Source organism: Neisseria sp. P0006.S009 (genome assembly GCF_051962915.1).
Classification (GTDB): domain Bacteria; phylum Pseudomonadota; class Gammaproteobacteria; order Burkholderiales; family Neisseriaceae; genus Neisseria; species Neisseria subflava_E.
Genome location: NZ_JBQCUV010000002.1, coordinates 38980 through 55181, shown reverse-complemented (window position 1 = coordinate 55181; position 16202 = coordinate 38980). Strand labels below are relative to the sequence as shown.

Here is a 16202-nt window from a genome sequence, read left to right as displayed (position 1 = left end):
CTGAAAAATTTGAAAGAAATTTCAAAAATTTCAGACGGCCTTGATATTTTAAAGGTTAAGCCGATAAATTACGCTTCTTTTGTTTCAACTGCTTTCTGACGCAGACGCAGGCTCAATTCGCGAAGTTGTTTGTCGTCGACCACATTAGGTGCATTGGTCAGCAGACATTGTGCACGTTGTGTTTTCGGGAAGGCAATCACGTCGCGGATAGATTCGGCACCGGTCATCAGGGTAATCAGACGGTCGAGGCCGAATGCAAGGCCGCCGTGAGGAGGCGCGCCGAATTTCAGGTTGTCCAAGAGGAAGCCGAATTTCTCTTGTTGCTCTTCAGGGCTGATTTTCAGCGCGGCAAACACTTTCTCTTGTACGTCTGCACGGTGGATACGGATAGAGCCGCCGCCGATTTCCCAGCCGTTCAATACCATGTCGTAGGCACGGGCCAGGCAGTTTGCAGGGTCGGAAACCATCAGGTCTTCATGACCTTCTTTAGGCGCGGTAAACGGATGGTGTACGGCAACGTAGCGGTCGGCTTCTTCATCGTATTCGAACATTGGGAAATCGACAATCCACAAAGGCTTCCATTCGTCTACGAAGTAGCCGTTGTCTTTGCCGTGTTCCAAGCCGACTTTAATGCGCAATGCGCCGATGGCTTCGTTCACGACTTTGGTTTTGTCTGCACCGAAGAAAATGATGTCGCCGTTTTGTGCGCCGGTACGTTCGATGATTTCTTTCAGGGCGTTTTCGGACAGGAATTTCACGATTGGAGATTGCAGGCCGCTGTCTTCGCCATTGGAAAGGTTGCTGACATCGTTTACTTTGATGTATGCCAGACCTTTCGCGCCGTAGATGCCGACAAATTTGGTGTATTCGTCAATTTCTTTGCGGCTGAATTTCGCGCCGTTAGGCACGCGCAGAGCGACTACGCGGCCGCCTTTCATGTCGGCGGCGCCACGGAAGACTTTGAATTCCTCCGTTTTCATCAAGTCGGTCAACTCGGTAAATTTCAAGTTGATGCGCATATCCGGTTTGTCAGAGCCGTAGTAGAACATGGCTTCAGAGTAAGGCATGCGTGGGAAGTCGCCCAAATCTACGTTCAAAGCATCTTTGAAGACTTGTTTGGCCATGCCTTCAGTGATGTCCATGATTTCATCCTCGTTCAAAAACGAGGTTTCCAAGTCGATTTGAGTGAATTCAGGTTGACGGTCGGCACGCAAATCTTCGTCACGGAAACATTTGGTGATTTGGTAGTAACGGTCGAAACCGGCAACCATCAACAGTTGTTTAAACAATTGTGGAGATTGCGGCAGAGCGAAGAATTCGCCTGGATGAACGCGGCTTGGTACGAGGTAGTCGCGCGCGCCTTCGGGAGTGGAGCGGGTCAGCATTGGGGTTTCGATGTCGATGAAGCCTTGTGCGTCCAAGTAGCGGCGAACGCCCATGGCCACTTGGTAACGCAGACGCAGGTTGCGTTGCATGGCAGGACGGCGCAAGTCGATAACGCGGTTGGTCAGGCGAACGTTTTCGCTGATGTTTTCATCGTCAATTTGGAACGGAGGCGTAGCGGCAGCGTTCAAGACTTCGATTTCTTTGGCAAGGATTTCGATTTTGCCGGAAATCATTTTGTCGTTGGTCGTACCTTCTGGACGGTTGCGTACGCGGCCGGTAATGCTCAAAACGTATTCGTTGCGGGAAGAGTCGGCAGCGGCAAATGCTTCCGGAGTATCAGGGTCGATAACGACTTGAACGATGCCTTCGCGGTCGCGCAGGTCGATAAAAATCACACCGCCGTGGTCGCGTCGGCGGTGTACCCAGCCTTTGACGGTAACGGTTTGGTCTAAGTATTGCTCGCTGATAAGGCCGCAATAGTTGGTACGCATAAAATCACCTTTTTATATTGTTCAATTTGAAAAGAAGGAAAGGCCGTCTGAAAAAAAAGAAGACCTTAATTGTTGTGTTCGGTATCACCGTCTTCAGACGGCTTTTGGGCAGGTAGGGCTTTAACCGGTAAGTCGTCCGGCATCACCATGCCCAGTGAAATTACATATTTCAATGCCTGATCCACACTCATGTCCAGCTCGCGAACGTCGCTTTTTTTAACCATGATGTAATAGCCGCCAGTCGGGTTGGGCGTGGTTGGGACGTAAACGGAAATATAGTCGTCATCTTGCGGCAGGCTGCCTTTGAGTTTGTCGGGGATATGGCCGGAAACAAAGGCTATCGTCCAAATGCCCGGTTGTGGAAAGGGAACCAGTACGGGGGTTTTGAACGAGCGGCTGCTGTCGGAGAGCAGGGATTCGGAAACTTTTTTAACGCTGGAGTAGATAGATTTGACGACGGGAATGCGTCCCAAAAGGCTGTCCCACGCGCCGAGAATCCGTCTGCCCAATACGTTGGCGGCGAATACGCCGGTAACGAACAAGACGACTGTGGCGGCGACGATGCCCAAGCCGGGAATGTTGAACCCCCAGAAATGCTGGGGCTGCCAGCTTTCCGGTAATAGGTTGATCAGTCTGTCGGCGGCGGAGATGATGTAGCTCATCGCCCAGATGGTTACGGCAATCGGCAACCAAACCAGCACGCCTGTAATTAGGTATTTCTTTAAAGCCTTGGCGATTTTTCCGCTTTCGGCTGCGGCTTCTGTCATCTTTGTTTCATTCCGGCAAGTTTTGCCCAAACTTTGCATTATACGCGTTTGGACGCTAGGAAACGAGTATTTTAAACGAATGGCTTGTTTTGTTTCATTGTTTCAGACGGCTGCCTTGATTGCAAAGGCCGTCTGAAACAATATGAGGAGAATCAGATACCGTCCCAGTCGTTGAACATCAGGCCGAAGCCGATGCCGTTTTGTTTGTGGTTGTAATCAATCAGGCTTTCGCCGTAGCCGTGGAAGCCGCGGACAACGCCTTTGAGTTTGCCTTTGATGGGGAAAGTATAGGCCGCTTCAACGGCACCGCGTCCGCTTTTCGGGTTGTAACGCAGGACGGAATAAACATTTTGTTTGTCATTGAGGCGGTATTGGACTTTCAAGTCGCCGTAGCCCATGTATTTATTGATGTCCGGATTGTCATCGTCATCCCCTTTTTGGTCGAAGGCACGCATCCAAACTCTAGGGATGACGGTCAGCTTGCCCCATTCCATGCCGGCCATGGCGTAAACCCGATTCCATGAGCGTGATTCGGGGCGGCTTTGACCATTGGATTGGTGAACAAAACCTGCGCCAACCATACGCAGTTTGCCGCCAAAAGGCAGGTCTGCTTTAACGGGTTGGGTAATGAAGATTTCGGGCTCGTAGTCGGTGTTGCGGAACGGAGCGGATTTGCGGCCTTGGTTGAAGATTTGCCAGTCGGATTTTTGGGTGTAGCCAAACCATACGTCGGCACGGGTTTTGAATAAATCTTCGGCAATCTTGCTTTTGAAGGAAACCTGCATTTTGGTTTCGAGGCGTTTTTGCTCGCTGAATTTTTCCTGTGTGGTTACGCCGCGGCTGGGGGATTCCGGGTAATAGTTGGGGCTGCTGTTGTACCAAACGGGCATGAGGTACATAGGGTTGTGTTCGCGTACGCTCAACAGGCCGCGTGTGTCGTTTTTATCCAAATCGTACATCAGGCTTAAAGGCGTGTAGCTGTCAGCAGTTTCGCTTAATACGTCGTCTGAAATATTCGGATGGGTAGGGTTGTCGAATACGATGGCCGCTTCTTTTTTCTCAATGCTCTTGCGCACGCTTTTTTCGAGGTCAACTGGTGTTTTGGCGGTTTCGGTTTGCGCTTGCGGCAGTGGGGATTGAGGGGGAAGTTGCGCCGAGTAGATGTTGTCGTAACACGCCAAACGGGTGGCATTGTCTTGAATGGTGGTGCAGTGTAGGGCGGTGTCGGCGGCGGCCAGTGGGGCGGCGGCAATGAATCCGATACTTAGGGAATGTTTCAACATCTTGTTCATGAGAGTTTCCGTTGTTTTTCAGACGGCCTGATGAGAGGGTAAATGGTTTTATTTAGTCGGTTTGGGCTGTGAATATGGCAATGCCCCTGAAAGGCAGGACCTCAGGGGCATCGTATCAGCTCGATTCATCCTGTTTTGATTGTCAGGATTTTCGGCATCTTGCGTCAGTATTAAGCCAAAGCTTTTACTTTAGCAGACAGACGGCTTTTATGACGGGCTGCTTTGTTTTTGTGGAATACGCCTTTGTCAGCGATGCGGTCGATGACTTTAACGGATTCTTGGTAAACTGCTTGAGCAGCAGCTTTGTCGCCGGCTTCAACTGCTTTCAACACTTTTTTCACAGCGGTACGGAATGCAGTACGCAGGCTGGCGTTGTGGGCGCGTTGTTTAACCGACTGGCGGGCACGTTTGCGGGCTTGTGCGCTGTTTGCCATATTGAATATCTCCTGAAAAATAAATTCTGTAAACGCGCAATTTTAAAGACAGATTTCCTTGTATGCAAGCTTTTTCTCTATAAACGCGCGCAAATCAGCCGTATTTTGCCCAAAAACGACAGCCGGTGCAACGCTTTTGGTAAAAAGATGGTGTTGCTTTGCCTTATTTCAATAAAAATCAGATGGATATTGCTTTGCGTTTGCTTACGTTTCTATTACAATAGCCTAACTCTGCGCCGGGGTGTTTATGGGGTGCAGGGTTTCTTATTTATTGACATTAACCACTCTTTCATCAGGAATCTGCCCGTATGAAAAAATCCGTATTAGCCGTATTGGCCGCATTGTCTTTGGCCGCGTGCGGCGGTGGCGAGAAAAAAGCCGAGCAACCTCAAGCAGGCAGCGCGCCTGCTGCCAATGCCGAAGCAGCCGCTACCGATACTTTGAATATCTACAACTGGTCAAACTACGTTGACGAAAGTACAGTCGAAGACTTCAAAAAAGCCAACAATTTGAAGCTGACTTACGATTTGTATGAAAACAACGAAACGCTGGAAGCCAAAATGCTGACCGGTAAATCCGGCTACGACTTGGTTGTGCCCGGTATTGCCTTCCTGCCGCGTCAAATTGAGGCGGGTGCATACCAAAAAATCAATAAGGATCTGATTCCGAACTACAAAAACATCGACCCTGAATTGCTGAAGATGTTGGAAACCGCCGATCCGGGCAATCAATACGCCGTTCCATACTTCTCAGGTGTGAATACGATTGCGATTACGGCGAAGGGCAAGGAGCTTTTGGGTGGCAAGCTGCCTGAAAACGGCTGGGATTTGTTGTTCAAACCTGAATACACCAATAAGCTGAAATCTTGCGGCATCGCTTTGTGGGATACCCCGAGCGAAATGTTCCCAATTTTGTTGAACTACTTGGGTAAAGATCCTAAAGGCTCGAATCCTGAAGATTTGAAAGCGGCGGCGGAAGTGTTGAAGTCTATCCGTCCTGACGTGAAACGTTTCAGCCCTTCCATCATTGACGAATTGGCGCGCGGCGATATCTGCTTGGCGGCAGGTAACGGCGGCGATTTGAACTTGGCCAAAGCGCGTTCCGAAGAAGTGAAAAACAACGTCGGCATTGAAGTGTTGACGCCGAAAGGCATGGGCTTCTGGATTGAATCTTGGTTGATTCCGGCCGATGCGAAAAACATCGCCAATGCCCACAAATACATCAACTACACGCTTGATCCCGAAGTGGCTGCGAAAAACGGTATTGCTGTAACCTTCGCACCGGCCAGCAAACCTGCACGCGAAAAAATGCCTGCCGAGCTGGTGAACACACGTTCTATTTTCCCGAACGAGCAAGATATGAAAGACGGTTTCGTCATGCCTCAAATGAGCGCAGATGCGAAAAAACTGTCTGTCAACTTGTGGCAAAAAATCAAAGTCGGTTCAAATTAATTTTGAGCTGATTGTTTGAAGCAAAGCAAAGGCCGTCTGAAATTTTTCAGACGGCCTTTTTTGATGTCCCAATCTTTATCGTTTCAAAGCCAAAGTCAACACACCTGCGGTTACCAAGCCTAAGCCTATCCATTCCTGCGTGCTCGGGCGTTCGTCTAAGAAAACAACGGCCATTAGGGCGACTAGGACCAGGCTGAATTTGTCGACGGGCGCGACTTGTGAGGCGTTGCCCAGTTGCAGGGCTTTGAAGTAGGCAAGCCAAGATGCGCCGGTAGCGAGGCCGGATAGGATGAGGAATGTCCAGTTGCGGCCGGTAAAGCCGTTCACGCCCTGCCATTTGCCGGTGTAGGTTAAAAACAATACCAAAGCGGCGAGGATGACCAAGGTGCGGATAAAGGTGGCGAAATCTGAATCTATGCCCTGTAAACCCATTTTGGCGAAAATGGCGGTCAATGAGGCGAAGCCTGCCGATGCCAATGCCCAAAACAGCCATGCGTTGCTGCTCATGTTTTATTCCTTTGTTTTAAATTGTTGACAATATGAATCCGCTTGTTGATGAAATATCGAAATTTTCACTGCGGTTTGTCTTTGGAAAACGCTATAATAGAACGAATATTCTTTTTCTTCCAGCCGTCTTTATTATATTGTTTCAGACGGCCTTTCCCTCTCTCAATAAAGGAAAATCATGAGCTTCAAAACCGATGCTGAAATTGCCCAGTCTTCCACCATGCGCCCGATTGGTGAAATTGCCGCCAAGCTGGGTTTGAACGTTGACAACATCGAGCCCTATGGTCATTACAAAGCCAAAATCAATCCTGCCGAGGCATTCAAGCTGCCGCAAAAACAAGGCCGTCTGATTTTGGTGACCGCCATTAATCCGACTCCTGCGGGTGAGGGTAAAACCACTGTAACCATTGGTTTGGCGGACGCATTACGCCACATCGGCAAAGACTCGGTTATCGCCCTGCGCGAGCCTTCTTTGGGACCGGTGTTCGGTGTTAAAGGCGGCGCGGCAGGCGGCGGCTATGCCCAAGTGTTGCCGATGGAAGACATCAACCTGCACTTCACCGGCGACTTTCACGCCATCGGCGCGGCGAATAACTTGCTCGCTGCCATGCTTGATAACCATATCTACCAAGGCAACGAGTTGAACATCGATCCGAAACGCGTCCTGTGGCGTCGCGTGGTCGATATGAACGACCGTCAGTTGCGCAACATCATCGACGGCATGGGCAAACCTGTTGACGGCGTGATGCGTCCTGACGGTTTCGACATTACCGTTGCTTCCGAAGTGATGGCGGTATTCTGTCTTGCCAAAGACATCAGCGATTTGAAAGAGCGTTTGGGTAACATCCTTGTCGCTTACGCTAAAGACGGCAGCCCTGTTTACGCCAAAGATTTGAAAGCAAATGGCGCGATGGCGGCATTGCTCAAAGATGCGATTAAGCCTAACTTGGTACAAACCATCGAAGGCACGCCGGCCTTTGTACACGGCGGCCCATTCGCCAACATCGCCCACGGCTGTAACTCCGTTACCGCCACCCGACTGGCGAAACACCTTGCCGATTACGCAGTAACCGAAGCAGGCTTCGGTGCGGATTTGGGCGCGGAAAAATTCTGCGACATCAAATGCCGTCTAGCTGATTTGAGACCTGATGCGGCTGTTGTCGTCGCCACCGTCCGTGCTTTGAAATACAACGGCGGCGTAGAACGTGCCAACCTCGGCGAAGAAAACCTCGACGCTTTGGCAAAAGGTCTGCCTAATCTCTTGAAACATATTTCCAACCTGAAAAACGTATTCGGCCTGCCCGTCGTCGTCGCCATCAACCGCTTCGTGTCCGACTCCGATGCCGAGTTGGCCATGATTGAAAAAGCCTGCGCGGAACACGGCGTTGAAGTTTCCCTGACCGAAGTATGGGGCAAAGGCGGCGCGGGTGGTGCAGACTTGGCGCACAAAGTCGTCAACGCCATCGAAAACCAACCGAATAACTTCAAGTTTGCCTACGATGTTGAGTTGAGCATTAAAGACAAAATCCGTGCGATTGCCCAAAAAGTGTACGGCGCGGAAGATGTTGATTTCAGCGCGGAAGCGTCTGCCGAAATCGCTTCACTGGAAAAACTGGGTTTGGACAAAATGCCGATCTGCATGGCGAAAACCCAATATTCTTTGAGCGACAACGCCAAACTTTTGGGCTGCCCCGAAGGCTTCCGCATTACCGTGCGCGGTATCACTGTTTCCGCAGGCGCAGGTTTCATCGTTGCGTTGTGCGGCAATATGATGAAGATGCCGGGCCTGCCGAAAGTTCCGGCTGCCGAGAAAATTGATGTGGACGCAGAAGGCGTGATTCATGGCTTGTTCTGATTTAGATTGCTCTTGAAATAGACAAAGGCCGTCTGAAACTTAGGTTTCAGACGGCCTTTTATGATTTAAGTGAATTTCAACTGGCTTTTTAAGAAATTGAAGAACTTGTCTATCATGTCGAACATGGTATTGCGGTCTTCGCCAAACAATGAAATGCTGCGGTCTTTGCTGATTCTGTCATAGGCGGCAAAAATGGTTTTCAGCTCTTCAGTGGTCAAGCGCAGTTGCTTTTCGTACAAGATGCGGCTTAAGAGCGTTACTTCCGTCGCATTCAAATCAGGGAAGAGATGACTGATCCACAACTCCATGGTGTATTGGACGGATCTGTTGATTTTGTCTCTTTTTTTGCTTTCTTGAGTTGTGTGTATCCTGTATGACAACAAAGGCTCGGGCAGGTTGGCAAAGGTTTTGCCATGTAGGGCGCATTGCACCCACATATGGAAATCGGGTGCGGTTTCCGTCGCGGTGTAGTTTATTCCGAGGTTTTTAATGCTGTCGTGCCGCCACATGGTGGTGGGGTTGAACATGTTTTGGGCGGCAAAGGAGAGAAAGGCTTTAATGTCTTTGTCGAGCAGGGGGAGGTCGCTTAAAACGGGTTCTCTTCCGGTTTGGTCATCAAAAAAGATGGTGGCTTGGCTGCCGACAATATCGATTTCGGGATGGCTGTCTAAGAATTGAATCTGTTTTTCAAAACGATCCAAGGCGCAAATATCGTCCGCGTCCATTCGTGCCACATATTCGACTTCTACGTCTTTGAGCATATCCATGGCAAATTGGCAGGCAAACGGCTCGCCCCTGTTTTCCGGAAGGTGGAAAACCTGCAAACGTGAATCTTTGGCTGCGTAAGCCTCGAGGATTTCGCCGGTTTTGTCTGTTGAAGCATCGTTGATGGCGATGACGAAAAAGTCGCGGAATGTTTGATTCAATACCGAGTCCAAGCATTCGGGCAAATAAGCTTCGGCGCAATAGGCCGGCAAAATAACGGCGAGTTTCATGTTTGCTTTCGATGTGTTTTGATGTGTAGTCGGTGGAAGATTTTACTATAAATTTCCCAAAAGCTAAGGCCGTCTGAAACCTTATTGCCAAGTTTTCAGACGGCCTTAGTGTTAATCCGATCTACGGATTATTTAACGATTTGGTTCAATTCGCCTTTGGCGTATTTGGTTGCCATTTTTTCCAAAGAAATCGGTTTGATTTTGTCGGCTTGGCCTTCGCAACCGAATGCGAGGTAGCGGTCAAGACAGATTTGTTTCATGGCTTCGACGGTTTTGCTCAAGTATTTGCGCGGGTCGAATTCGGCTGGGTTTTCTGCCATGAAGCGGCGGATGGCGCCGGTAGAGGCGAGGCGCAAGTCGGTGTCGATGTTGACTTTGCGCACGCCGTGTTTGATGCCTTCGACGATTTCTTCAACCGGTACGCCGTAGGTTTCACCGATTTTGCCGCCGTGTTCGTTGATGACTTTCAGCCATTCTTGCGGAACGGAGCTGGAGCCGTGCATTACGATGTGGGTGTTGGGCAGGGCTTGGTGGATTTCTTTGATGCGGTCGATACGCAATACGTCGCCTGTGGGCGGACGGGTGAATTTGTATGCGCCGTGGCTGGTACCAACGGCAATAGCCAATGCGTCAACGCCGGTATCTTTAACGAAACGTACGGCATCTTCAACGCTGGTCAGCATTTGGTCGTGGGAAAGTTTGCCCACTGCGCCGACGCCGTCTTCTTCGCCGGCTTCGCCAGTTTCGAGGTTGCCCAATACGCCGATTTCGCCTTCAACGGACACGCCGCAAGCGTGGGAGAAGTTGACCACGGTACGGGTGGCGTTGACGTTGTATTCGTAAGAAGAAGGGGTTTTGCCATCTTCCATCAGCGAGCCGTCCATCATCACGGAGGAGAAGCCCAGTTGAATGGAGCGTTGGCATACATCAGGAGATGCGCCGTGGTCTTGGTGCATCACGACAGGGATATGCGGGAATTCTTCGACTGCGGCCAAAATCAGATGGCGCAGGAATGGGGCACCTGCGTATTTGCGTGCGCCTGCGGATGCTTGAACGATAACGGGGGCGTTGACTTGGTCGGCCGCCTCCATGATGGCGCGCATCTGTTCGAGGTTGTTAACGTTGAATGCGGGCAGACCGTAGCTGTTTTCGGCAGCATGGTCCAACAGTTGGCGCATGGATACGAGTGCCATGAGAAGCTCCTGAAGTAGTGAAGGGTAAATTTATCCGATAAATTATAATGTTTTTTGCTATGAAAAACTACAAGCTGCTACATTGTTTTTATATATTAACGAACAGGGTCTCGGTTTATAATGGCAGAGTATTGAAAACGGGTGTGTAAAATGGATAGGATTTCGGTGGCCGAGTGTGATAAGCCTTTGTTTCAGACGGACTTGATGGTGCAGGTGGGCGATGTGAACTATGGCGGCCATCTGGCGAACGATGCGGTGTTGCGTTTGTGCCATGAAGTGAGGATGCGTTGGCTGGCGAAGCTGGGTTGGAGTGAAATGGATGCCGGAGGGGCTGGCCTGATTATGGCGGATGCGGCGGTGCAGTATTTGGCGCAAGGTCATCATGGCGATGAGCTGTCGGTGGAAATGGGGGCGGCGGGTGTGGCCGGAGTGGGCTTTTCTTTGTTGTACCGTATCCGCAGGATTTCAGATGGCCTTGTGCTGGCGAAAGTGCAGACAGGTATGGTGTGTTTCGATTATGGCAAGCAGCGTGTCTGCCGTTTGCCTTCGGCATTGAAAACAGCATTGGAGGCCGTCTGAAATGGCGGAATCAAACAATTTTGCGCCCCATTTTGAACGCTATCTGAAAACCTTGCTGCAACAAGGCAAGTCGGAGCATACCGTTTCCGCTTATCGGCGCGATTTGAGTGAGTTGATGCGCCTGTTGCCCGATAATCTGGAAAACGGCCTGCCAACGCGCCGTGATTTTGTGGCGGTATTGAAAAAGCTGTCGCAAAAGGGCTTGAGCGAAAGTAGCTTGGCGCGGAAATTGTCGGTGTGGCGGCAGTATTGCAGTTGGCTGGTGCAGATAGAAGTCATGGAAAGCGACCCGACATTTAATATGAAAGCGCCGCACCTGCCCGAACGCCTGCCCAAAGCGCTGCCGCAAGAGCCTTTAAACCATATCCTTGACCATGCGCCGGTTGATGATGAGTTGGATGTACGCGATAAGGCCATGTTTGAATTGATGTATGGCAGCGGCTTGCGCCTGAGCGAGATACAAGGTTTGAATCTGGACGGTATCGTTTTGGACGAAGGTTGGGTCAGTGTGAATGGTAAAGGCGGCAAGCAACGGCAAGTGCCGTTGGTAGCTAAAAGCATTGCAGCATTGCATGATTATTTGGCAGTGCGTATTGCCAAAGAGGGCGAGCAGGCCTTGTTCACCAATAAGAACGGCGGCAGGCTGGGGCAACGTCAAATCCAAAAACGCCTGCAGGCGTGGGCAGTGCGCGTGGGCAGTGCCAGCCATATCTCACCGCACATGATGCGCCACAGCTATGCAACCCATCTTTTGCAGGCATCGGGCGATATCCGTGCTGTGCAGGAATTGTTGGGACACAGCAACCTTTCCGCTACGCAAGTTTATACAAAGCTGGATTTTGATCACTTAGCGCGCGTTTATGATGAGGCGCACCCAAGGGCGAAACGGAAAAAATGATTTTGTTTGAATCAGGCCGTCTGAAAGAATGTTTTCAGACGGCCTGATGTTTTATGGATAAAAAATACAGATTATTTGAAACCATTTGAATTTTTATCGGTCTGATGAGGTTTCGATATTGATTTAATGTGCGGATAGCATAAACGCCGGAAGAATAGGCTGTTTTGTCTTACCGCTTATCTTTTAAAACGACCTTTTGTTTGATAATATTAGTAATGAGAGCTAATATCATATTATGATATGCAGCCTTTAAAACAGCAGGTCTATAAACTTTCTCTATAAGCATTAATGCTTATTTTGACTGTAAAACGACTTGCAAACGGGAATTGTTGCTATTAACATAACGGAATTATGGATAAAAAACGAATTTTAACTCCAGCCGTCGTGACTTCCGTTGCGTTGATTCACGTCGGCTTGGTTGCACTTTTATGGCACGCGCACAAACCGCCTCCTGTCGAAATGGCGAATATTGAATTTGTCGATTTGGGCGATTTCGGCGGAGGCGACGGCAGCCCTGAGGGCGAAGGCGCACCTGCCGCACCCGAGCCAACCCCCGAACAACCGAAACCCAAGCCGAAACCCAAACCTAAGCCTGTCGAGCCGCCCAAACCTGTTATCAAACCTGTGGTAACGAAAAAAGAAAAAGCGGATATCGTACAGCAAAAGGAAAAACCGAAACCTATCGAGAAACCTAAGCCCGAGCCTAAGCCGGAACCTAAACCTGAGCCGAAGCCCGAGCCAAAACCTGAACCAAAACCAGAGCCGAAGGCAGAACCTAAACCGTCTCCAAAAGCATCGGAATACTCAGGCAGCAAAACCGGGCCGAATACTGCTGAAAACGGTAAAGGCAGCGGCGAAGGCAAAGCCTTGAACGGAGAAGGTAAAGGCAACGGCGGCGGTACGAAAGGTACTGGCAGCGGACGCGGCGAAGGCAGCGGCTCCGGCAGCGGCGGTGCAAAAGGCGAACATGGCTCCGGCACCGGCGGTAGCGGAGGTGGCAGCGGTACAGGTGCCGGCAGCAGTAAAGGCAATCCTGCAAAAGGAACGTGCCATATTCCGAGACCCCCATATCCGACAATGTCAACTGAAAATGGCGAAGAGGGCTTGGTCGTGCTGAAAGTCTTGGTTGGTCCCGGCGGTAAAGTGGATTCAATTAGTGTGAATAAATCAAGTGGTTATAGTCGTCTGGATAATGCAGCGCGTAAAGCCGTTAAAGATGGTAGCTGTCATGCAAGTGTTTGGACTGAATTTAAAGTACCTGTCAAATTCACGCTCGAATAAGTATCTAGGCCTAAGCTGATTGATTAGAAAATATATGCTGTTGGGAAATGGTTTTAAATGACCCGATAGAAATTTTAATTTTATTTTTAACTTGGAAAAATTATGGATTTAAGTTTAGTTTTCAAATCAGGTGATGTGGTACTGATTGGTGTATTTGTCCTGATGTTGTTGATGAGCGTGGTAACGTGGAGCGTTATCGTGATCCGTTGCATCAAATACTGCAAAGCGAAAAAAGGCAATACACAGGTAAAAGAGCTGATGTTGAATGCGTTTACGCTGGCCGATGCCGTACAGAAAGCCAAAGCGGTAGAAGCACCGATGAGCCGAGTCGCCGATGAATCTCTGCGCGCATACCAAAACTACCGTCAAACAACAAGCAAATCGCTGATTGACGAATTGCCTTTAAACGAATACTTGGTTGTTCACATCCGTAACAGCATGTCCCAAACCATGCGTCAGTTCGACTACGGCATGACCGCGTTGGCCTCTATCGGCGCAACTGCTCCTTTTATCGGCCTGCTGGGTACTGTTTGGGGTATTTACCATGCCCTGATCGGCATCAGCGAAAGCGGTCAAATGAGCATTGCCGCGGTGGCCGGTCCGATTGGCGAGGCTTTGGTATCGACTGCTGTCGGCTTGTTTGTAGCGATTCCAGCTGTATTGGCGTACAACTTCCTCAATCGCGGTACAAAAACCATCGCGCAAGATATGGACGCATTTGCACATGACCTGCATGTTCGCCTGCTGAACCAAAAGGATTAAACCATGGCTTTCGGATCAATGAATTCCGGCGATGATGCGCCGATGTCGGATATCAACGTTACACCTTTGGTGGACGTGATGCTGGTGTTGCTGATTGTATTTATGATTACCATGCCGGTGCTGACCCACTCGATTCCTTTGGAGTTGCCGACTGCTTCGGAAAAAGCGGCGAAAGAGGATAAGCAGCAGCCTAAAGATCCTTTGCGTTTGAGCATTGATGCCAGTGGTGCTTATGTTGTTGGCGGCGATTCTGATGCCAAAGTGGATTTGGCAACGGTAACTGCCAAGCTGAAAGAAGCCAAAGCGAAAAACGAAGATGTGATTGTGGCGATTGCGGCGGATAAGGCGGTTGAATACGATTACGTCAACCAAGCTCTGCAAGCGGCGCGCGAAGCCGGTATCAGCAAAATCGGTTTTGTAACGGAAACCAAAGCGCAATAATCTTTTGAACACAGTCAAGGCCGTCTGAAATTTGAGTAAAGTTTCAGACGGCCTTTTGTTGTATTTGGTAACTATATGTCCAGGCTGTATAATTAGCGGATTAAATTGAATAATGACAATACAGGAACCACTATGACAGAAACCATCGAGCGCGACAGTATGCAATACGATGTCGTGATTGTCGGCGCAGGCCCGTCGGGTTTGTCTGCCGCCATCAAACTCAAGCAGCTTGCCGAAAAGAATGGACGCGAAATCAGCGTTTGCGTGGTGGAGAAGGGTTCGGAGACCGGCGCGCACTCGCTGGCCGGTGCCATCATCGATCCGATTTCTTTGAATGAGCTGATTCCTGATTGGAAAGAAAAAGGCGCACCGCTGACGCGTACAGTGACGAAGGACAGGGTTTTGTTCCTGACCGAGAAAAAAGCCTTCAACTTGCCGGTTACCCCGAATTTCGACAACCATGCGAACTATATTGCCAGCTTGGGCGAAGTCGTGCGCTGGCTGGCGGAGCAGGCGGAAAATTTGGGTGTGGAAATCTATCCGGGCTTTGCCGCTGCCGAAGTGCTGTATCACGAAGACGGTTCGGTCAAAGGCATTGCGACCGGCAATATGGGTGTGGGCAAAGACGGCGAACCGACCGATTCATTCCAGCCCGGCATGGAGCTTTGGGCGCAGCAAACCCTGTTTGCTGAAGGCTGCCGCGGTTCGCTTTCCAAGCAAATCATCGAACGCTTCCAGCTCGACCAAAACAGCGAGCCGCAAACTTACGGCTTGGGCATCAAAGAAATTTGGGAAGTGCCGTCTGAAAAACATCAGCCCGGTTTGGTCATGCACAGCGCAGGCTGGCCGTTGGACAGCAAAACCTACGGCGGCTCGTTTATTTATCATTTTGACGAAAACAAAGTCGCTGTCGGCTTTGTGGTCGGTTTGGATTATCAAAACCCTTATCTGTCGCCGTTTGAAGAGTTCCAACGTTTCAAAACTCATCCCGAAATCCGCAAAACCTTCGAAGGCGGCCGCCGTATCGCGTATGGTGCACGTTCGCTGATTGAAGGCGGTTTGCAAAGCCTGCCGAAACTCTCGTTTAAAGGCGGCGTTTTGGTCGGCGATGCGGCGGGTTTCCTCAATATGCCGCGCATCAAAGGCATTCATACCGCGATGAAATCCGCCATGCTCGCCGCAGAAGCCGTGTTTCCTATGTTGGAAAATCTCGAAGAAGTGGAAAGCTTTGACAGCGGCAAAGAGGCGGCGGATTATCAGCAACGCTTTGAACAAAGCTGGTTGTATCAAGAGCTTTACGCCGCGCGCAATGTCCGTCCGTCATTCAAATGGGGCGTTTACCTCGGCTCAATCTATACCGGTATCGACCAAATGATTTTCAGAGGCAAAGCCCCGTGGACTTTGAAACATCACGGCAAAGACAACGAGCAGCTCAAAAAAGCAGCCGAATGCAAGCCGATTGATTATCCGAAGCCCGACGGCGTGTTGACCTTCGACCGCTTAAGCAGCGTTTTCCTCGCCAACCTTGCGCACGAAGAAAACCAGCCCGACCATTTGGTGCTGAAAAATCCGCAGGTCATGATAGACGTAAACTACAAAGAATACGCCTCGCCCGAAACCCGCTATTGTCCGGCCGGCGTATATGAAATCGTCGAAGAAAACGGCAGTCCGCGCCTGCAAATCAACGCTGCCAACTGCGTCCACTGCAAAACGTGCGACATCAAAGACCCGACGCAAAACATCACTTGGATTTGCCCCGAAGGCGCAAGCGGGCCGAATTACGGCGGAATGTAATTGACTGTTTTAAAGTCAAAACCTAAAGGCCGTCTGAAAAGTTTCAGACGGCCTCTATCCTATTATTTCATCAATG

Annotated in this window: 15 protein-coding genes; 8 read left to right on the top strand and 7 right to left on the bottom strand. The window is 50.1% G+C overall.

The features are described from left to right. Positions 1-68: 68 nt before the first annotated feature. The 4 genes from aspS to rpsT form a co-directional block, all read right to left on the bottom strand. Positions 69-1877, bottom strand: a complete 1809-nt coding sequence (gene aspS / locus ACTHTK_RS04075) for an aspartate--tRNA ligase (RefSeq protein WP_440378398.1) — start codon at positions 1875-1877, stop codon at positions 69-71. Between the two features lie 65 nt (positions 1878-1942). After that, positions 1943-2644 carry a DUF502 domain-containing protein gene (locus ACTHTK_RS04070; protein WP_254324456.1) on the bottom strand — a complete coding sequence of 234 codons (702 nt, stop codon included), beginning with the start codon at positions 2642-2644 and terminating at the stop codon, positions 1943-1945. A gap of 152 nt (positions 2645-2796) precedes the next feature. After that, the gene (locus ACTHTK_RS04065) at positions 2797-3936 is read right to left on the bottom strand and encodes a phospholipase A (RefSeq protein WP_070825617.1); all 1140 of its coding nucleotides are present in this window, start codon (positions 3934-3936) and stop codon (positions 2797-2799) included. Positions 3937-4106: 170 nt separating this feature from the next. Continuing rightward, positions 4107-4370: a 30S ribosomal protein S20 gene (gene rpsT / locus ACTHTK_RS04060; protein WP_002212556.1), complete on the bottom strand. Its 264-nt coding sequence runs from the start codon at positions 4368-4370 to the stop codon at positions 4107-4109. A gap of 308 nt (positions 4371-4678) precedes the next feature. Here rpsT and ACTHTK_RS04055 point away from each other — a divergent pair, with 308 nt between their 5' ends. Continuing rightward, positions 4679-5821 carry an extracellular solute-binding protein gene (locus tag ACTHTK_RS04055; protein ID WP_036492029.1) on the top strand — a complete coding sequence of 381 codons (1143 nt, stop codon included), beginning with the start codon at positions 4679-4681 and terminating at the stop codon, positions 5819-5821. Between the two features lie 75 nt (positions 5822-5896). Here the strand turns inward: ACTHTK_RS04055 and ACTHTK_RS04050 are convergent, their stop codons facing one another. Beyond that, positions 5897-6328 (bottom strand): EamA family transporter, encoded by a 432-nt coding sequence (locus ACTHTK_RS04050; protein ID WP_003680126.1) that lies wholly within the window; start codon positions 6326-6328, stop codon positions 5897-5899. A gap of 178 nt (positions 6329-6506) precedes the next feature. Here ACTHTK_RS04050 and ACTHTK_RS04045 point away from each other — a divergent pair, with 178 nt between their 5' ends. Then, positions 6507-8183 (top strand): formate--tetrahydrofolate ligase, encoded by a 1677-nt coding sequence (locus ACTHTK_RS04045; protein WP_107723699.1) that lies wholly within the window; start codon positions 6507-6509, stop codon positions 8181-8183. Positions 8184-8248: 65 nt separating this feature from the next. On the opposite strand, the gene ACTHTK_RS04040 is transcribed toward ACTHTK_RS04045, so the two are convergent. Continuing rightward, a complete protein-coding gene (locus ACTHTK_RS04040; protein ID WP_107723698.1) occupies positions 8249-9178 on the bottom strand; it encodes a glycosyltransferase family 2 protein in 930 nt (309 codons plus the stop codon). Positions 9179-9306: 128 nt separating this feature from the next. Continuing rightward, positions 9307-10371 carry a class II fructose-bisphosphate aldolase gene (fba, locus tag ACTHTK_RS04035; RefSeq protein ID WP_070608533.1) on the bottom strand — a complete coding sequence of 355 codons (1065 nt, stop codon included), beginning with the start codon at positions 10369-10371 and terminating at the stop codon, positions 9307-9309. 150 nt (positions 10372-10521) lie between these two features. Here fba and ACTHTK_RS04030 point away from each other — a divergent pair, with 150 nt between their 5' ends. From ACTHTK_RS04030 to ACTHTK_RS04005, 6 genes are all read left to right on the top strand, one after another. Continuing rightward, positions 10522-10950 (top strand): acyl-CoA thioesterase, encoded by a 429-nt coding sequence (locus ACTHTK_RS04030; RefSeq protein ID WP_063069340.1) that lies wholly within the window; start codon positions 10522-10524, stop codon positions 10948-10950. A gap of 1 nt (position 10951) precedes the next feature. Beyond that, positions 10952-11848: a tyrosine recombinase XerC gene (locus ACTHTK_RS04025; protein WP_063069341.1), complete on the top strand. Its 897-nt coding sequence runs from the start codon at positions 10952-10954 to the stop codon at positions 11846-11848. Positions 11849-12199: 351 nt separating this feature from the next. Further along, the gene (locus ACTHTK_RS04020; RefSeq protein ID WP_440378397.1) at positions 12200-13129 is read left to right on the top strand and encodes an energy transducer TonB; all 930 of its coding nucleotides are present in this window, start codon (positions 12200-12202) and stop codon (positions 13127-13129) included. A 102-nt stretch (positions 13130-13231) separates the two neighbouring features. After that, a complete protein-coding gene (locus ACTHTK_RS04015) occupies positions 13232-13891 on the top strand; it encodes a MotA/TolQ/ExbB proton channel family protein (protein ID WP_003748408.1) in 660 nt (219 codons plus the stop codon). A gap of 3 nt (positions 13892-13894) precedes the next feature. Beyond that, complete coding sequence (locus tag ACTHTK_RS04010; RefSeq protein WP_003748410.1) at positions 13895-14332, top strand: ExbD/TolR family protein; 438 nt, start codon at positions 13895-13897, stop codon at positions 14330-14332. A 132-nt stretch (positions 14333-14464) separates the two neighbouring features. After that, complete coding sequence (locus ACTHTK_RS04005) at positions 14465-16126, top strand: electron transfer flavoprotein-ubiquinone oxidoreductase (RefSeq protein ID WP_440378396.1); 1662 nt, start codon at positions 14465-14467, stop codon at positions 16124-16126. Positions 16127-16202 lie beyond the last annotated feature (76 nt).